The sequence below is a fragment of the Flavobacterium soyae genome (assembly GCF_045348165.1).
Classification (GTDB): Bacteria; Bacteroidota; Bacteroidia; order Flavobacteriales; family Flavobacteriaceae; genus Flavobacterium; species Flavobacterium soyae.
The window spans coordinates 327,032-343,467 of the sequence record NZ_CP150845.1; the positions used below are offsets into that span (position 1 = coordinate 327,032).

Sequence of the window (16,436 nt, forward strand, 5' to 3'; positions counted from 1 at the left end):
AAATGAAGCTAAGAGCCGATAATTTAATCAAAACCTACAAAGGCCGAAGTGTTGTAAAAGGAATTTCTGTTGAAGTAAACCAAGGAGAAATCGTTGGGCTTTTGGGACCAAATGGTGCCGGTAAAACGACTTCGTTTTACATGATCGTAGGATTGGTAAAACCAAATTCAGGAAACATCTATCTTGACGATTTAAATATTACTGATTATCCTATGTACAAACGTGCACAGCAAGGAATTGGTTATTTGGCACAGGAAGCTTCTGTTTTTAGAAAATTGAGTATTGAAGATAACATTCTAAGTGTTTTACAATTGACTAAACTTTCTAAAGAAGAGCAGATTGCCAAAATGGAAAGTTTAATTGAAGAATTCAGTTTAGAACATATTCGAACCAACCGCGGGGATTTACTTTCTGGAGGAGAACGTCGTCGTACAGAGATTGCGCGTGCTTTGGCAACAGATCCAAAATTTATTTTATTGGATGAGCCTTTCGCCGGAGTTGACCCGGTTGCGGTTGAAGATATTCAAAGAATTGTAGCGCAGTTAAAAAACAAAAACATCGGAATCCTGATTACAGATCACAACGTTCAGGAAACTTTAGCGATTACAGATAAAACATATTTAATGTTTGAAGGAGGAATCCTGAAAGCCGGAGTTCCGGAAGAATTGGTAGAAGATGAAATGGTTCGCCGTGTTTATCTTGGGCAAAACTTCGAACTTCGTAAAAAGAAATTGGAGTTTTAAAAAAAGTGGTCAGTGTTCAGTTTTTTAAGTAATCAGTTTTTTGACTGAACACTAGAACACTGATCACTAATCTAAAATACGATGAATTCAGAAAAACCAACTCAGGAAGATTACGACAATTGGCACAAAGATCCAAACAATTGGTATTTGTTCTGTTTTTACTATAACCCTAAAGACAAACGATTGCTTCCGCCAAAAAGAATTCAATGGATGGGATATACGGTAAATTTTGCGAATCCTTATTCAGTTTTAATTTTTCTAGCTTTTATTGCCTTAATTCCACTAGCGCTTTTATTTTCAAAATAAGCATTAAAAAGTATTCAATCTCAATTTTCATTCTCGGCAAACTGAAAACTGCCACTGCGACTGCAAACTTATTCAACCGTAATAAACTGCAGCTGTTCTAAATCGCCATTGTAAATATTAACATCAACACGATGTTCGATTCCCGGCAGAGAAGCTTTTTCTGTAAACTGCCAAAACAGCCAGTCGTCTTCAATTTTTTCCCGGTAGAAATTATAGTTGGCAATCCAAAACAAATATTCTCCAAATTCTTCTTTTAAGAAATCAGAATAATATCTTTCTCCTGAATAAATTATTGGGCGTACCTGATAATGTTTTTCTACTTTAGTTAACCAACGCTTTAAACCTTTTTTTAAACTGTCCAGAGATTGATTTTTTGGTAATTTCTCTATATCTAAAACTGGAGGCAGGTCGCCTTTTTGCAATTTTACGGTTTTAATAAAAAGATTGGCCTGTTCTATGGAGTTTTCGTTTGGTCGATAATAATGGTAAGCGCCGCGTATAATTTTATTTTCTTTAGCACCTTCCCAATTGCGTTTAAACTGACCATCAACACGATCGTTGCCGGCAGTCGCACGAATGAAAACAAATTGTACGGGATATTTTTCGTCCAGAATTTCAACTTCATCCCAATCGACTTTTCCTTGAAATTCAGATACATCAATTCCAACAACTTTTCCTTTATGATTTTCGAGAACGCGAATATTCCTCACATCAGAAAGATGTTTGTCTACCTCATCTTCATCTAAAACTTTTTCTGATTTAAATCCTAAATAATAAGCTAGTCCTTTTCGATAGTGATAAATAATTCCAATAAAAAGAAGCGCAAAGAAAATTAATAAAAGAGATCGAAAAAGCCTGCTTAGAAATGATCTTCCTGCGGGTTTTCTTGAATATGTTTTACGATAAGTCGTTTTTCTTGCCATTCGAATAAAACTACTTTTTTTTCAAAAACAAATTATTTACAATTGATAACAACACGTAAAAAATGATGATTAACGGAACGGCTCCAAAATGAAACAACAGAAGTAAAACGAAAGAAATCAAAAGAAATACGATCTGCAAAGCATTATCTTTCAAATTAAACTTCTTCACTTTTAAAGCAAACAATGGAATTTCGGCATTCAAAATATAAGCACTGCATAAAGTGATTACTAAAAGAATCCATTGGTTTGTCAGGATTTCAAGCAATAATAAAGAATCTGAAAATTTTAAAACTAACGGAAGGCTTAAAATAAAAAGAGAATTTGCCGGAGTTGGCAGTCCTATAAATGAATCTGTCTGACGTGCATCAATATTAAAATTGGCTAAACGATAACAAGAACCTAAAGTCACGATAAATCCTAAAAACGGAATAAAAGCATTTGTTCCTAACTCGTGTGCGCTGTTTGTAAACAAACTGTACATAACGTAACCCGGAGCAACTCCGCTGGTTACCATATCTGCCAAAGAATCTAACTGCAGACCAAGCGGGCTTGAAACTTTGAATAATCTGGCAAAAAAACCATCAAAAAAATCAAAAAAGATTCCTAAACAAACCATGTAAAAAGCCATTTCGAAATTGGCCTGAGAAATAAAAACTATTGCAACGCAGCCACAAAAAAGATTAATTAAGGTAATTAAATTCGGAATGTACTTTTTAATATTCATGTTTTATAAATTTTGATAATCTTGGAGAACAAATTTAGCATAATATGCACATGAAAAACGTGTTTTCGCAATTGTTTTTTATTTGAAATTCTAACTTTCGCAATATTTCCAAAAAGGAAGAAATTAGATGGGTAAAATATTATATTTTTGATGAAAATTAAAAACAGGCATCAGTCTGCAAAAAAACAGCTTTTGAAAAAACTTTCTGCGTTTTTATTATTTTGGAGTTTTACTTCGCAATATGCTCAAACTGTTCGAAAATATTCGAATGAGTTTATGAATATTGGCGTTGATGCCGCTGCGTTAGGAATGTCGAGTGCCGTGACAGCTTCAACAAATGATGTAAATGCTGTTTACTGGAATCCGGCTGGTTTAACGCATCTCGAAGACCATCAGATTTCATTAATGCACGCCAGTTATTTTGCCAATATTGCGCAATACGATTTTATTGGCTACGCAAGCCCTATTGACGATCGAAGTGCCTGGGGAATTTCGATGATTCGTTTTGGAGTCGATGATATTATGGACACGACTCAATTAATCGACAGCCAAGGCAATATTGATTATAACAGAATTCGTTTATTTTCTACCGCCGATTACGGTTTTACTTTTTCATACGCCAGAAAACTTCCTGTTGAAGGGTTTCAATATGGGGTAAATGCAAAAATCATCCGAAGAGTGATTGGTAAATTTGCCAATTCATGGGGTTTTGGTTTTGATGTCGGACTTCAGTTTGAGCATAACGACTGGAAATTTGGATTGATGCTTCGCGATATTACGACAACTTACAATGTTTGGAATATTGATGAGGAGGAATATGAAAAAATCGCCAATGCTATTCCGGGAGAAAATAATGAATTACCGGAAAGCACCGAAATTACGCTGCCAAAGGCACAATTGGGAGTTTCTAAAAAATTTGAATTCCATGATGATTACAGTCTTTTGGCTGCAGGAAATTTAAACATGCGTTTTGAGCAGACAAATGATATTATTTCGTCTAAAGTTGTAAGTATTGATCCCGCACTTGGTTTTGAGTTTGGCTATACGGATATTGTTTTCTTAAGAGCCGGAGCAGGAAATTTTCAGAATGTGACGCAATTGGATGATACCGAGAAATTAAGTTTTCAGCCTAATATTGGTCTTGGTTTTAAATACAAAGGCATTCAGATTGATTATGCTTTAACCGATTTAGGAAACCAAAGTGCGGCTTTGTATTCTAATATTTTCTCTATAAAAGTTGATCTTGGTATTTTTAGATAATAAACTTCTTAAAATTTTAAATTATGAAAAAAGTCCTTTTACAAAAAACACTTTTTAGTTTACTATTATTACTAAGTTTTACAATTGGTTTTGGTCAAAATGTACCATTATCAAAATATGCTAAAATAAGCGTAATTACCTGCGGATTAGGAAACGAAACGTATTCTTATTTTGGACATACTGCCATTCGTGTTGCAGACCCAATAAACAATCTTGATGTCGTTTATAATTACGGTGCTTTTGATTTTAGAACGCCAAATTTTGTTGCCAAATTTGCGAAAGGCGACCTGCAGTATTTTGTAGCTGCGCATTCATTTCCAGATTTTATAAATGATTATACTTATGAAAAAAGAAGTGTTTTTGAGCAGGAATTGCTTCTTTCTCCTGAATTAAAACAGAAGCTTTTTGATAAATTAAATACTGTTTTATTATCTGAGGAACGTTACTATACTTATAAGTTCATTGATAAGAATTGCACCTCGATGGTTGTTGATGTTATCAATTCAACTTTAGGCGGAAATGTAATTGTTAAAAAAGAAGACACAGATAAAACATACCGCTCTGTGCTGTTTCCTTATTTTAAAGGACATTTTTATGATCAATTAGGAACAAGTATTATTTTTGGAACTAAAGTTGATCAATTAGCAGCTAAAATTTTTCTGCCTTTTGAACTAAAAAACAGTTTAGATCAAACCACTTTTCAGAGTCATCTTTTGGCAGGAAAAAGCAAAACACTTTTAAGTTTTAAAAAAGAAACTCCAACATCTTGGTGGAATAACATTTATACTTATCTGTTTATTTTAGGATTTGTAGTTTTAGTACACAACAAAATTGTAGACAAAATCTATTTATTGATTTTGTCTTTAATGGGAATCTTTTTTGTTTCTGTTGGATTTTATTCTTTTCACCAAGAACTGGCGATGAATTATAATGTATTATTATTTAGTCCGCTTTTGCTGATTTTGATTTTCTTTTCGATTGTAAAGAACAAAAGATGGACTTATAGATTTGCTGTTTTACATTTAATATTTCTGGTTGTTTACAGCTTATTTATGATCAATAAAGCACATTTTTTAATTGTACTGCCAATGATTATTACAAGTGGTTTTGTTTTGGTAAGAGTTGTGATACGCAACATAAAACGTATACCGATAATTATCTAATTTACTGGCCTCTGTAAAATAAAACAGTAGTAATTGTTTTAAAAGTAATACTTAAATCAAGAAAAACACTTCTATGTTTGATGTAGTATAAATCGTATTGCAGTTTTATCAGGCTTTCATCTATCGATTCTCCATAGGAATAATTTACCTGTGCCCAGCCGGTAAGTCCCGGTTTTATTACATGACGGGTTTCGTAAAAAGGCATTACCCTGGCAATTTCCTCTACAAAAAATGGTCTTTCAGGTCTCGGGCCAATTACCGCCATATCCCCTTTTAAAATATTATAAAACTGCGGCAATTCATCAATTCTTGATTTTCGCATGAATTTACCAAAAGGAGTAATTCTTTTATCATTAAAAACGGCAAAAACAGCACCGTTGGTTTCAGAAGCTTCAATCATGGTTCTGAATTTATAGATTTTAAAAACGTTGCCATTTCTCCCAACCCGATCCTGTGTATAAAAAAGACTTCCTTTGTTGCCAATAAGATTTGCGATAAAAATAAAAGGAATGAAAACCGTGCAGATTATTAAACCCGTAAAAGAGAACAAGAGTTCTATGAAACGTATTAAAAACAAATACAATTTATTGTTATTGCTGCGGCTGAAAGGGAAAAAACGATAAAAATCCCGAGCTATATAATGTACCGGAATACGCTGTGTTTTACTTTCGTAAACTTGTGTATATTCCCGGATAATATTTCCGGATTCCAGTAAATGAAGTAATTGCTGATATAAATCGGCTGTGATTCCATCTGTTTTTTGTGAAGCAATTACAATTTCAGAAACGCTGTTTTTGATTACAAAATCTTCTAATTCGCTTTTATCAATTTCTTTTACATAATGAAAATCAGAATTTGTTGTAGAAAGGCAATCAGAATTAACAAATCCAATAATTTTATAATGCGGATCAACATTTTCAAGTCCTAATACTAATTCTTCTACCTGATCCTGATCGCAAATTAAAACCACGTTTTGAGAAAAACGATAAGATGCCAGAAATAATGCATAAAAGAAACGCCATAATAACACAACTAATAACATTGTTAAATAAAAAATCAATATTATCAATCGCTGCTTTGGCAGTCCCGGCGATAAAATAGGCGTAAGAAGATAAACCAAAACAGTTATAGAAACCGAAAGAACTACACTTTTAAGTATTTGAAACTGATTACTTGCAACCTGAAGATTATACATTTCGAAAATTGTTCCGAAAATGTACAAATAACCAACTAGTATAATAGGTCTGTAAATAATTTGAATCTCTAAAGCAAAGTAATGATAGTTAAAAAAGAAACTTAAAAAATACAATGCAGACAAAACAAAAATAGCATCAAAAGCAAAAAGCAATACTTTTCGTTCTGAAATTTCAAAATGCATTTTATTACTTGAACGCATATTATGATAGGTTTAGGGGCTTAAACTGGATGCAAATGTATTATAAAAACAAAACAAATACTTCTATTTTTCTGTTTTTACTGGTAATTTAATCTGAACTGAAAGAAGTGTAAGTGCATAAACAAATGCAGGTGCTGCTGTTCTCATAGCCGCATGATTTATTGTTAACAGCCAAAAGATAAAAAAAGACAAGAAATAGAGGTGCTGTCGATTATTAATGTAAAGAATAAAAGGAACTGTCAATAGTATTAAAAGCCCTATTATCCCAAATAAGCCATGTTCACTTAACATACGAGAAATTTCATTGTGGGCAGCTACTTCTTCACCCAATGAATCTTTTCTTAATTCTTTCCCCATTCCTGCACCAATACCCAAAATTGGATTATCAAAAAATAATTTAAGATCTGCATCTATAATTGCCTCCCTGCCGCCTAACCGATCTTTTTTCTCTCTTCCTTTGGCATCCTTATTCGCATATCTTTTTTCTATCATTCCTCTAGTCTGAAGTGATGTATAACTCCATACCCCCAAGGCAAGAAAACCCATTAAAACAAAAATCAAGCCTATCTTACTCTTACCCATTGAATTAGAAAAATAATACAGCAGTATTAATAAGCAAATGATCATTACTATTCCTGCAATGACTCCTCCTCTGGAAAAAGTGACTATTGCCCTATAACTAATACAAATTAGCAAAATTCCATTTATAATCATTTCCTTTTTTGATTTTGAAAACAAAACCAATTGCGAAAAGAAAACAAACATTCCAAGTCCTAAGATTGTAGAAACCTGATTTGGCCCAAATCCTCCTGAGGTTTCAAAATTAGATTGAGTGCCCGTAACAACATCCTTAACACTTGGATTATATAAAAACAAATAAACGGTAGTGGTAATAATAGGAATCCCCATTGCTAATACAATATTTTGCAGATCAGAAAAAACAATTCTCCTATTAAACATATATATTGCACATATGCATAAACAAAATGGTCCTGATAAGTTAAAAACCAATGCTTTTTTAATATCCACATCAAAATCAGCTGCGTTCATCGCTATAAGAACTCCCGGAATTAATAACAGCAGAAAGAATGCATAAATAAAAGCATTTGATGAAAAATTGCTGTATACCATTCCTAACAACATGAAAAAAATAACAGTTATTTTTACATATTCGTTATTAAAATTACCTCCTGTCATTCGTAAAAAAACTTCAACTCCAACTAAATATGCTGCTACTAAAAGTGCCTCATTGTTCCTGTTTTTTTTTCGATAAACTATAAAAAAACCAATTATTGGAATTAATAATGCATAAACTTTTGACAAAAAGGGTACTACAAAAACTGCCACTGCAATTATTGCATGTAATATGAGGAGTGAGATATATGGAATTTTATTGTTTTTCATTATAAACTTTAGATGGTAAAGTTAATTAAAGAATTAAACCACGAAATATACTTTTCAATAACTGATTCTTCACTGTAATTTAGTTTTATTACTTTATTTAGCTCTAAACCTATTGCTTTTCTATAAATTCTATCTTCAATTAATTTTTGGATTGCTTTTGTAAATTGTTCCAAATCATTTGACGGGACAATTAATCCTGTTTTTTCAGAAGTAATTATTTTTGATATTTCTCCCACGTTTGCTGCAACAACGGGCATTTCATATAATCCATACTCTAACAAAGCCAATGGAAGCCCTTCTGAAAGTGATGGAAGCACTGCAATTTCAGACTGTTTTAAAACCGAAGGAATATTATTAATTGTACCATAAAAAAAGACATTCTCTGTTAGTTTTAAATCTTCAACTTTTCTCTTCAATTCATAAGAATGTATGTCTTCAAAATCTTTTCCAATTAAATGAAAAGTCCAGTCAGGAAATTTATTTCGAATTATACTTGCGGTATTAATCAAAAGTTCGTGATTTTTTTGAGGCCGAAGATTCGCTACGCAGACAATTCGTTTTCCGTCTAATCCTTTTAAAGAAATCTCAGTATTTAAATTAACATTGCTTTCAATAAAATTTGGCAGGTAAATAACCTTTTTACACCATAAATAATCTTGGGCCCAATTTTTTAGTGCTGAATTGACTGAAATAATTCCAGTAAAAAAAAGGGAACCAAATTTTAAACTTAAATTTTTTCTTGATTTTAAATCTTGCGAAATTCCATAATGATCATGCCATATTATTTTAACTTTAAAGAAAGTCAATTTCACTAAAACAGCAATAAAAAAGGAAGAACTGTGAGCATGAATAAAATCTACTTTATTGTTTTTTACATAATTTCTCAGCTGGAATATAGACTTAAAATCAATTTGCTTTTTTTTATTTAAAAATAAATAATCGACATTATTATTAATTTGTTCTAAAAGCAATCCTTGTTTTCGGGTCGCAATTAATCCCGAAAACTCTATTTTTTTAGATAAAGCATTTGCATAATTAACGGCCATTTTTTCTGCACCGCCCACTTCGAGTGAATCTATAATTTGAATGATTCTCATTTACTTTTTCTTCAGCAAAATATTGATACTTCCAGCCATTAATTCCTGATCACTATAATTTTTGAAATCCTCGTGAATCTTTAATTCTTTAAATTTTTTAAAGCTCTTCGATTCCACATTTATTTTATCATGTTCAAAAAAAAGTATTTCAAATTTATCTTTAAAAATCTCTAAATATTGAGGAAGTCTTAATCTATTGTGATAATCAAATTTAGTTTGAATATGATTCCACTCTTCTTCACTATACTTTAAAAAATCCTGCAATGAAAGTGTTGAATCACTATAAGCACGATGGTCGCTTGGAGAAATTAAATGCAAAATATGACTCCCGGATTCTAAGTTAGAATAAAGAAAGTCATGAATTTTAATAATTTCATTTGGAGGAACATGCTCCAGAACAAATCTGGATAATACTAAATTTATGTCTTTTAGATTTCCGTCGCAAATATCTGTTTTAGGAAAATAGTTAACTCCTTTTGCTAAAGAATATTTCTTTTTTTCATTTACTGCAAAATCGTATTGTTTACTGAAATATTCATTGAGCTTTAAAATTTCTTTTTCGTTGTAATGCTCATTTATATCATATGTATCAACACATTTTGCATTTCCTTCAAAAATTAATTGATATGGAAAAACAGGAACCCACCCCGATCCTAATTCTGCAATTTTTGAATCTTTCAGTGTAATATCATTTTTTAATAAAATTCTTTTTACGGTTTCAAAAGTATTGTTTGTAGACTGAATTTTATTTTCAAGGGTTACTTTACTTCCAACGTTCTGCAAAAAGTGATATAAAAAATATCCTAAGCGATCTGGCAATAAAGAAATTGCTTTAAATATTTTGGTTTTTACTGTATGTTTCAAGGTTTTAGTATTTTTTCTATTTCTGATTCAAATAGATCCGTTGTATATTTTTGTGACCACTGTGCCGACAAGTTACTTTTAATGTCAAAGCTATTTTGCTGCTCTGCAATATTTAGTATTCGGGAAATATCTTCTTCTATATTCATTTCTAATAAAATCCCTCGATTGCCAAAATCTAACATAAAAGGAATGCATGAAACTTTTGTAGCAATAGGAATGCATCCCCAAAACATTCCTTCGGCAATTGCTTTTGGCCATCCTTCACTTTTTGATGGTAAGATAACAAAATGGCTTTTTTTGTATGCGCTTTTCAAAGTCTCATAATTTTGATTTCCGTGCAGGAAAACAAAATTTTCAAGTTTATTTTCTTTGATGTACTTTTCTAAAGATGCTTTTTCGCCGCCATTCCCATACAGGTTCAAAACTGCATTTTTCCCTCTTTCAATTAATTTTTGAACTAGTTTTATGGCATAAACGGGATTTTTGCCTTCAACTAAACTTCCAACAAAAATAAATTCTATCCCTGAATCAATAGTAGTTTTTTCAACTGTTTCTTTTTCAGATTCTGAATAGGTAGCCGTAAAAAAAGGTTTTACATTTTTAGACTGGTTCTCCCAATCTCCGTAAACCAGAATTTTAATGTTTTTGGTAAAGAATGTATTGCTTAAAATTTTCTTTTGCAGTTTATATGTCCAGGGCTGCTTGCTTTTTGGATCCCAATTTCCTGCATATTTTGCCGATTTTATTTTATTTGGAAAAAATACCTGAACAAAACTTCCTAACAAACCAATATTTCCCGGACATCGCAAATGAATGTGATCTGCATGATACATTGCTTTAAAAATAATCAGCGTATTTAGGATAGAACAAAAAACGCTTTTAATAATATTACTGAAAGTATTTAAATTAAAGTCAATTAATTTATAGTGTCTGCTAAATTTGAATGGAATTTCATCGATCAATAATCCATTCTCCTTTTTCCATACCGGACAGCAAAAAGCAATTTCATCTGCATATTTTTCCCAAATTACTAATTCTTTTACATAAGGGCTGTAAGCATAGCATTTGTTATCTTTAAATATAAATGGAGCCGATGAAAGAATTAGTAACTTCATTAAATGTAGCCTTTAGATCCGTTTTGTGATATTACAACTGCAGGAACTCCCAAAACTACCGAATTATCTTCAACAGAAGTATTTACCATTGAACAAGCTCCAATTAAAACTCCGTTTCCTATATTAATATTTCCTGATACAACGGCATTTGCTCCAATATACACTTCATTACCAATTACAGGAACTCCTCGTTTTTCGCCGCGTCCAGACACTCCTATTGTTACTCCCTGAGAAATATTACAATTATTACCTACAACGGCATCTGCATTAATAATAATACCTCCAAAATGCCCAATATAAAATGAATCTCCAATTTTTGAAGATGCTGAAATTGATATCCCTGTTACAATTTCAATAAATTTTTGATTGATAAGCATTATAAACAATCCTAAAAATCGAAATGGCTGCCATTTTATTTTTGAATAAATAAAATGAGCAATTCTATATTGAAAAATGGCCCAAAATCCCTGAGTTAAAAATATAATCCCAAAGAAACTGCCTCCATATTTTTTATATTTCCTGTAATCTGATTTTATGAGTTGAAATAAATTCATCTTTTTTATTTTTTAGTCTTCAGATTTAAGTAACGATTTATAAAAAACAATATTTTGATCCATAATAGTATTCAGTCCGTATTTTTGAACCACAAATTTCCTTGCTGCTTTTGCTATTATTTCTTTTTTTTCTTTGTTTGAAAGAAACCAGATAATTTTTTCAGCAATATCTTTTGGATTATAAGGGTCACATAATAATCCTGTTTTATAATCTTCTACAGCTTCTGGTCCTGGTCCTAGTTTTGTAAAAACAACTGCTTTTTCCATAGACATGGCTTCTGGTGCAACTAAACCCTGTGTTTCCATATGCGACGGAAATACACATACCGCCGCCTCCGAATATGCATTGGGAATACCATTAAATGAAATTGCTCCTTTAAAACAAACATCTTCTGCCGCTTTCTCTATTTTTGGTAATTCTTTTTCTTTCAACATCTTAATATAGGATGTTCCATCAGGAAAAAACCAGTCACGTCCATAAATTTCTAAAACAGCATTAGGAATTTCTTTTTTTACAAATGGGAAAGCCTGAATCAATTGCCTTATTCCTTTTTTTTCACAAACTGTTCCGGCAAAAAGGATCTTGTTATCAGATTCATTTTCACTTATTGGTTTAAAAAAATCAGTATCAATAGGGTTACTTATATAGGCTATTGGTTTATTATTGTAACTTAAATATTGTTCGGTATGTTTTTTTACATACTGAGAAACGGCAATAAAAGCATCTGCTTTACTAAAAGATCTTTTTTCCTGAAATCCTTTCCATTTGTTGATTTTCCTGTTTTCACTTTCAGCAAAAAAATGATGGCCTCCATGTAAACGGATAATATATTTTATGTCTTTTATTTTAGACAGGAAAGCAAGCCCAAGTTCCGAAGATTCAATAATATGTATTGGATTTTCTTTGTGAAGCTGCTTTATTTTTTCATTAAGTGCCTTCGAATTAAAATACCAGGAAAATCCTTTTATTGTACTTTTTTTTAGTCTATAAACATTTATTCCTTCTACAATTTCAGTTTCATTATTTGGAGTATAGTTAATTCCGGCAACGGATATTTGAAAACCTTTTTTAACCAACGAAACAGCCAATGTCTTAACAAAGCTGCCAATTCCTCCATGTGGAAAACCTTCTTTTGGAAATTCGTTAGTTATGAAACAGATGTGCATATCTACTTAATTTATTATTTTCCGAATATTATTAGATGCATTTTTATAATCTCCAAGTATTATTTCTTTCCAATTAATCATATCAATATTATTGCTTGTCTGCATAACAATCTTTTGAGCGATTTCATTTTTACCATTTAACCAAATAACTGATTTTTTATTTGGCATACTTCTAAAATGTTGAAATTGATAAATTGTTTTCACCGACCAATCTTTTACATTTTTATTTGGCTGATCATAATTAATAAATATACAGGGCTTATTAAACATTGCAAAATCAAAAGCCATTGTAGATCCAACATTCACAACTATATCAGAATAAAAGGCAGTACTCACTAATAACTTAACATCTTCAAAAGTTGGATAAACAGTATTCCATTCTTTTGATTTACTGAAATACCATAACGGCGGTGCTTCTTTAATTAAATCTTTATATTGCTCTACGATCTTATCAAATCTTCCTGAAAAATCAACTGGACATCTTCTTAATAAAATTTGATATTCATTCTGCAAATTTGCTTTGATAATTTCCTCTGCTATATCTTTCAAATAACTTGGATCATCTGGAGAAGTTTTAGTGTCATCCCCAGAAAAGCAAATAATTCTTTTGTTTAAATCTAAATTATATTTCTGATAAAAAATTTCTTTATCAATTATATTTTTTGGTTCATCGTAAAATTCAAACTGTGGAGTTCCTGTAATATGAATATTTTCTGCTGGAATTTCAGAATAGAATTGTTTTAATTCATTTTTCATATAAAGAGACCAAACTAAGTAATTATCTGCCCGCAGGGCTAAACGAACTTTTGGCAAATTATCCCATGAATAAATTACGGTGCTGGTTTTAATTCCCAAATCAGTCGCTGCGGCAAAAACCGGTGCAGCAGTTAATGCTCTTTGATGTGAACAGAATAAATGGCTTACTTTTGCATCGCTCAAAATATTTTTTACCTGATAATAAAAAGGATTTTGACGAATTGCTTTCTGATACATTTTTTCGAGTTTTAAAATACTCGGATATTTTTTAAAAAATATAGAGGATATCTGTATTAGTTTATAAAATATCTTTTTAGACAATCCTTTTTGTTTCCAATTCCAATTGGTTAACAAAGTTGGATTGTTAACTTTAGAATTATTATAGTATAATCTTGAAAGACAGATTAATTCTCTTAAAAATTTTTCTTTTAAGGATTCCTTATAATTAGGAATCAAAATATCATTATCAATTAAAGTATCTTCCTTAATTGAAGTTATGGTTTGAGGATCAAAACCATGAAACAGGATTAAATCTTCTGATTTATAATTATTGAATGTATTAGAAAAAAGATAATTCCTAATTCCAACACCATCTGGGAACAATAATAAAATCTTATTTTTTTCCATTTTACTTATTGAAAAAATCTTTTAAAATTCTCGCCGTAAATATTTTTGCACCAGTATCATTCATGTGGCCGCAAGAAGAAAAGTATTTATCTTCTATTACCACATTTTCATAATTATGAATTTCCGGATAAACCTTTTTGACTTTTTCAAAATAATTCATTCCTGTGGTGTTTTCACAAATTGGTGTCATAACCGCAATGAAATTAATATTATGTGTCTTACAAAGGTTTTTAATTTCTTCGTAATATTTATTGTGTTTTAATGGATTTAAATTGACAATATTATTTTTCATATTGCCATTTTTATGCTTTACCAAAGGATAATAACCCAAATTATCTAAAGCATTTGTTTTTTTATCAATTGTAATAAAAAAAGTTTCCCTGAACCCTATTTTTCCATCATATTTAATATATCTGTAAAATGGAATATAATACAGTTCATTAAAATCTGCTTCATTTGAAAAATGATCTTTAATCACTTCTGAATTGTGAATATAAGGCAGGAATCTCGCAGAAATCCCTTCAGCCTGATGTTCATTAGACAAATTCAAGTCGGCTTCGAGAATAACATTTTTTATTTCATATTTTCTTTCAATCATTAATTTCAACATCAAAGAAGCCTCAAATAAATGCCCGCCGCTCATTCCGTAATTGAATGCTTTTAATCCTTTGTCTTCAAACATTTGTGCCACAAAATGATTGTTTGCTCTTGAAGATCCTAAAAAAACTACATCGTATTTCTGGGCTTTTGAATTAAAAACCTTTTCAATTTTTCCTCTATTATTAGAATGCCTAAAAATATAGGTGTACAAGCCATCTAATAGAAATGCTATTAAAACAGTTACTACACTAATTTTAGCTATATAAATTAAAAACTTCTTCATTAAAACTGAAAATATATAAATTCTTTATAATCTGAAAAAGTTCCAAAAGCCATGATGGCTAAAATTGCCAAAGCAGTTTTTAAGGTACTCCATTTTCCAGAAAGTGGTTCTACTTTACTGCGGTTATTCCATTCGATTAAAACAAATATTCCAATCATAAGCAGCAGTTCGTAACTGTAGCGTTCGTTGTCTAAATACTGAAAACTAAAATCTTTACTGGTAATAATTCGCTTTAAATACAAAACAGCATCTGTAATTGTTTTGGCTCTAAAAAACACCCACGCAATACAGGTTAATGCAAAGGTGTAAAGTATGCTTAGAAACACTTTTACAGAATCAAAATTAAATTTGAGCTGAATTGTGTCCATGTTATTTCGATTACTGTTTGAAAGAAGTAATGGCAGGAAATAAACTGCATTTATGAATCCCCAGGCCAGGTATGTCCAATTTGCGCCATGCCAAAAACCACTAACAACAAAAATGATAAATGTGTTTCTGATTTTCATCCAAAGCCCGCCTTTACTTCCTCCTAACGGAATATATAAATAATCTCGAAACCAGGAAGAAAGTGAAATATGCCAGCGGCGCCAAAACTCCGCTATATCTCTTGAAAAATAGGGATAATTGAAGTTTCGCAATAAATCTAAACCAAACAATTTTGATACACCAAGTGCAATATCTGAATATCCTGAGAAATCTCCATAAATTTGAAAGGCAAAATATACAGCTCCTAAAATAAGTGAGAAGGAATTCATTGAAGTATAATTATCGAAAACTGCATTGGCATATGGTGCACAAGTATCTGCAATAATTACCTTTTTTACTAAACCCCAAATAATTTGATAAACTCCCTGTTTTGCATTTTCTAAATCAAACTCGCGCTTAACTTTTATCTCCGGCAGTAAATGTGTTGCTCTTTCGATTGGTCCGGCAACTAAGAGCGGAAAATAACTCACAAATAATGAATAATCTACAAAATTGTATTCAGCTTTTATTCTTTTAAAATAAATATCGATAACATAAGAAAGTCCATGGAATGTATAAAATGAAATCCCGACAGGCAAAATAACATTCAATAAAAAGGGGCTTGCTTTTACTCCGGCTGAATTTAATAATTCTGAAAATGAAGAAGCAAAGAAATTATAATATTTAAAAACTCCTAAAAATCCAAGATTAACCAAAATACTTAACCAAAACCAAAATTTTCGACTTTTCTCTGACTTTCCTTTTTCGATTTGAATTCCTGTGTAATAATCCAGAAATGTGGAGAAAACCAATAAAAATAGAAATCTCCAATCCCAACAAGAATAAAAATAATAACTGGCAATGATTAATAAAGCATTTTGGGTGCTTTTGTTTTTATTAAATACAAACCAATACAGAAAAAAAACGATTGGTAAAAAGATAGCAAATGCTATGGAGTTAAAAAACATAAGTGTTTACAATGGTATTAT

16 protein-coding genes are annotated in these 16,436 nt (G+C 31.1%); 4 read left to right on the forward strand and 12 right to left on the reverse strand.

The window, feature by feature from the left end; translation table 11 throughout:
* Positions 1 to 2 precede the first annotated feature (2 nt).
* Together lptB and AABD74_RS01490 are read left to right on the forward strand one after the other, a co-directional pair.
* Positions 3 to 743, forward strand: a complete 741-nt coding sequence (gene lptB / locus AABD74_RS01485; RefSeq protein WP_053470913.1) for an LPS export ABC transporter ATP-binding protein — start codon at positions 3 to 5, stop codon at positions 741 to 743.
* Positions 744 to 824: 81 nt separating this feature from the next.
* On the forward strand, positions 825 to 1,049 hold the full coding sequence (locus AABD74_RS01490; RefSeq protein ID WP_232680819.1) for a DUF5808 domain-containing protein: 225 nt from the start codon (positions 825 to 827) through the stop codon (positions 1,047 to 1,049).
* Between the two features lie 68 nt (positions 1,050 to 1,117).
* Here AABD74_RS01490 and AABD74_RS01495 read toward each other — a convergent pair whose 3' ends face one another.
* Entirely contained in the window at positions 1,118 to 1,972 is an 855-nt protein-coding gene (locus AABD74_RS01495) for a glycoside hydrolase family 25 protein (RefSeq protein ID WP_406844474.1), read from the reverse strand.
* Positions 1,973 to 1,982: 10 nt separating this feature from the next.
* On the reverse strand, positions 1,983 to 2,696 hold the full coding sequence (locus tag AABD74_RS01500; protein ID WP_406844475.1) for a CDP-alcohol phosphatidyltransferase family protein: 714 nt from the start codon (positions 2,694 to 2,696) through the stop codon (positions 1,983 to 1,985).
* A 276-nt stretch (positions 2,697 to 2,972) separates the two neighbouring features.
* On the opposite strand from AABD74_RS01500, the gene AABD74_RS01505 reads away from it, so the two are divergent.
* Entirely contained in the window at positions 2,973 to 3,956 is a 984-nt protein-coding gene (locus tag AABD74_RS01505) for a PorV/PorQ family protein (RefSeq protein WP_406845618.1), read from the forward strand.
* Between the two features lie 23 nt (positions 3,957 to 3,979).
* Complete coding sequence (locus AABD74_RS01510; RefSeq protein WP_406844476.1) at positions 3,980 to 5,119, forward strand: DUF4105 domain-containing protein; 1,140 nt, start codon at positions 3,980 to 3,982, stop codon at positions 5,117 to 5,119.
* 1 nt (position 5,120) lies between these two features.
* Here the strand turns inward: AABD74_RS01510 and AABD74_RS01515 are convergent, their stop codons facing one another.
* The 10 genes from AABD74_RS01515 to AABD74_RS01560 all read right to left on the reverse strand — a co-directional run bounded on the left by AABD74_RS01515 (position 5,121) and on the right by AABD74_RS01560 (position 16,415).
* A complete protein-coding gene (locus AABD74_RS01515; RefSeq protein ID WP_406844477.1) occupies positions 5,121 to 6,515 on the reverse strand; it encodes an exopolysaccharide biosynthesis polyprenyl glycosylphosphotransferase in 1,395 nt (464 codons plus the stop codon).
* A 63-nt stretch (positions 6,516 to 6,578) separates the two neighbouring features.
* Positions 6,579 to 7,919, reverse strand: a complete 1,341-nt coding sequence (locus AABD74_RS01520) for an O-antigen ligase family protein (RefSeq protein WP_406844478.1) — start codon at positions 7,917 to 7,919, stop codon at positions 6,579 to 6,581.
* 8 nt (positions 7,920 to 7,927) lie between these two features.
* Positions 7,928 to 9,016, reverse strand: a complete 1,089-nt coding sequence (locus AABD74_RS01525; protein ID WP_406844479.1) for a glycosyltransferase — start codon at positions 9,014 to 9,016, stop codon at positions 7,928 to 7,930.
* Positions 9,017 to 9,880, reverse strand: a complete 864-nt coding sequence (locus AABD74_RS01530; RefSeq protein ID WP_232680810.1) for a hypothetical protein — start codon at positions 9,878 to 9,880, stop codon at positions 9,017 to 9,019.
* The gene (locus AABD74_RS01535; protein ID WP_232680809.1) at positions 9,877 to 10,995 is read right to left on the reverse strand and encodes a glycosyltransferase; all 1,119 of its coding nucleotides are present in this window, start codon (positions 10,993 to 10,995) and stop codon (positions 9,877 to 9,879) included. The genes AABD74_RS01530 and AABD74_RS01535 overlap by 4 nt, the downstream gene beginning before the upstream one ends.
* Positions 10,995 to 11,549, reverse strand: a complete 555-nt coding sequence (locus AABD74_RS01540; RefSeq protein WP_232680808.1) for a serine O-acetyltransferase — start codon at positions 11,547 to 11,549, stop codon at positions 10,995 to 10,997. Before AABD74_RS01540 ends, AABD74_RS01535 begins: the two co-directional genes overlap by 1 nt.
* 12 nt (positions 11,550 to 11,561) lie before the next feature.
* The gene (locus AABD74_RS01545) at positions 11,562 to 12,716 is read right to left on the reverse strand and encodes a glycosyltransferase family 4 protein (RefSeq protein WP_406844480.1); all 1,155 of its coding nucleotides are present in this window, start codon (positions 12,714 to 12,716) and stop codon (positions 11,562 to 11,564) included.
* Positions 12,717 to 12,722: 6 nt separating this feature from the next.
* Complete coding sequence (locus tag AABD74_RS01550; protein ID WP_406844481.1) at positions 12,723 to 14,099, reverse strand: hypothetical protein; 1,377 nt, start codon at positions 14,097 to 14,099, stop codon at positions 12,723 to 12,725.
* Between the two features lies 1 nt (position 14,100).
* Complete coding sequence (locus AABD74_RS01555) at positions 14,101 to 14,982, reverse strand: hypothetical protein (protein WP_406844482.1); 882 nt, start codon at positions 14,980 to 14,982, stop codon at positions 14,101 to 14,103.
* Positions 14,982 to 16,415: an MBOAT family protein gene (locus AABD74_RS01560; protein ID WP_232680803.1), complete on the reverse strand. Its 1,434-nt coding sequence runs from the start codon at positions 16,413 to 16,415 to the stop codon at positions 14,982 to 14,984. The genes AABD74_RS01555 and AABD74_RS01560 overlap by 1 nt, the downstream gene beginning before the upstream one ends.
* Positions 16,416 to 16,436 lie beyond the last annotated feature (21 nt).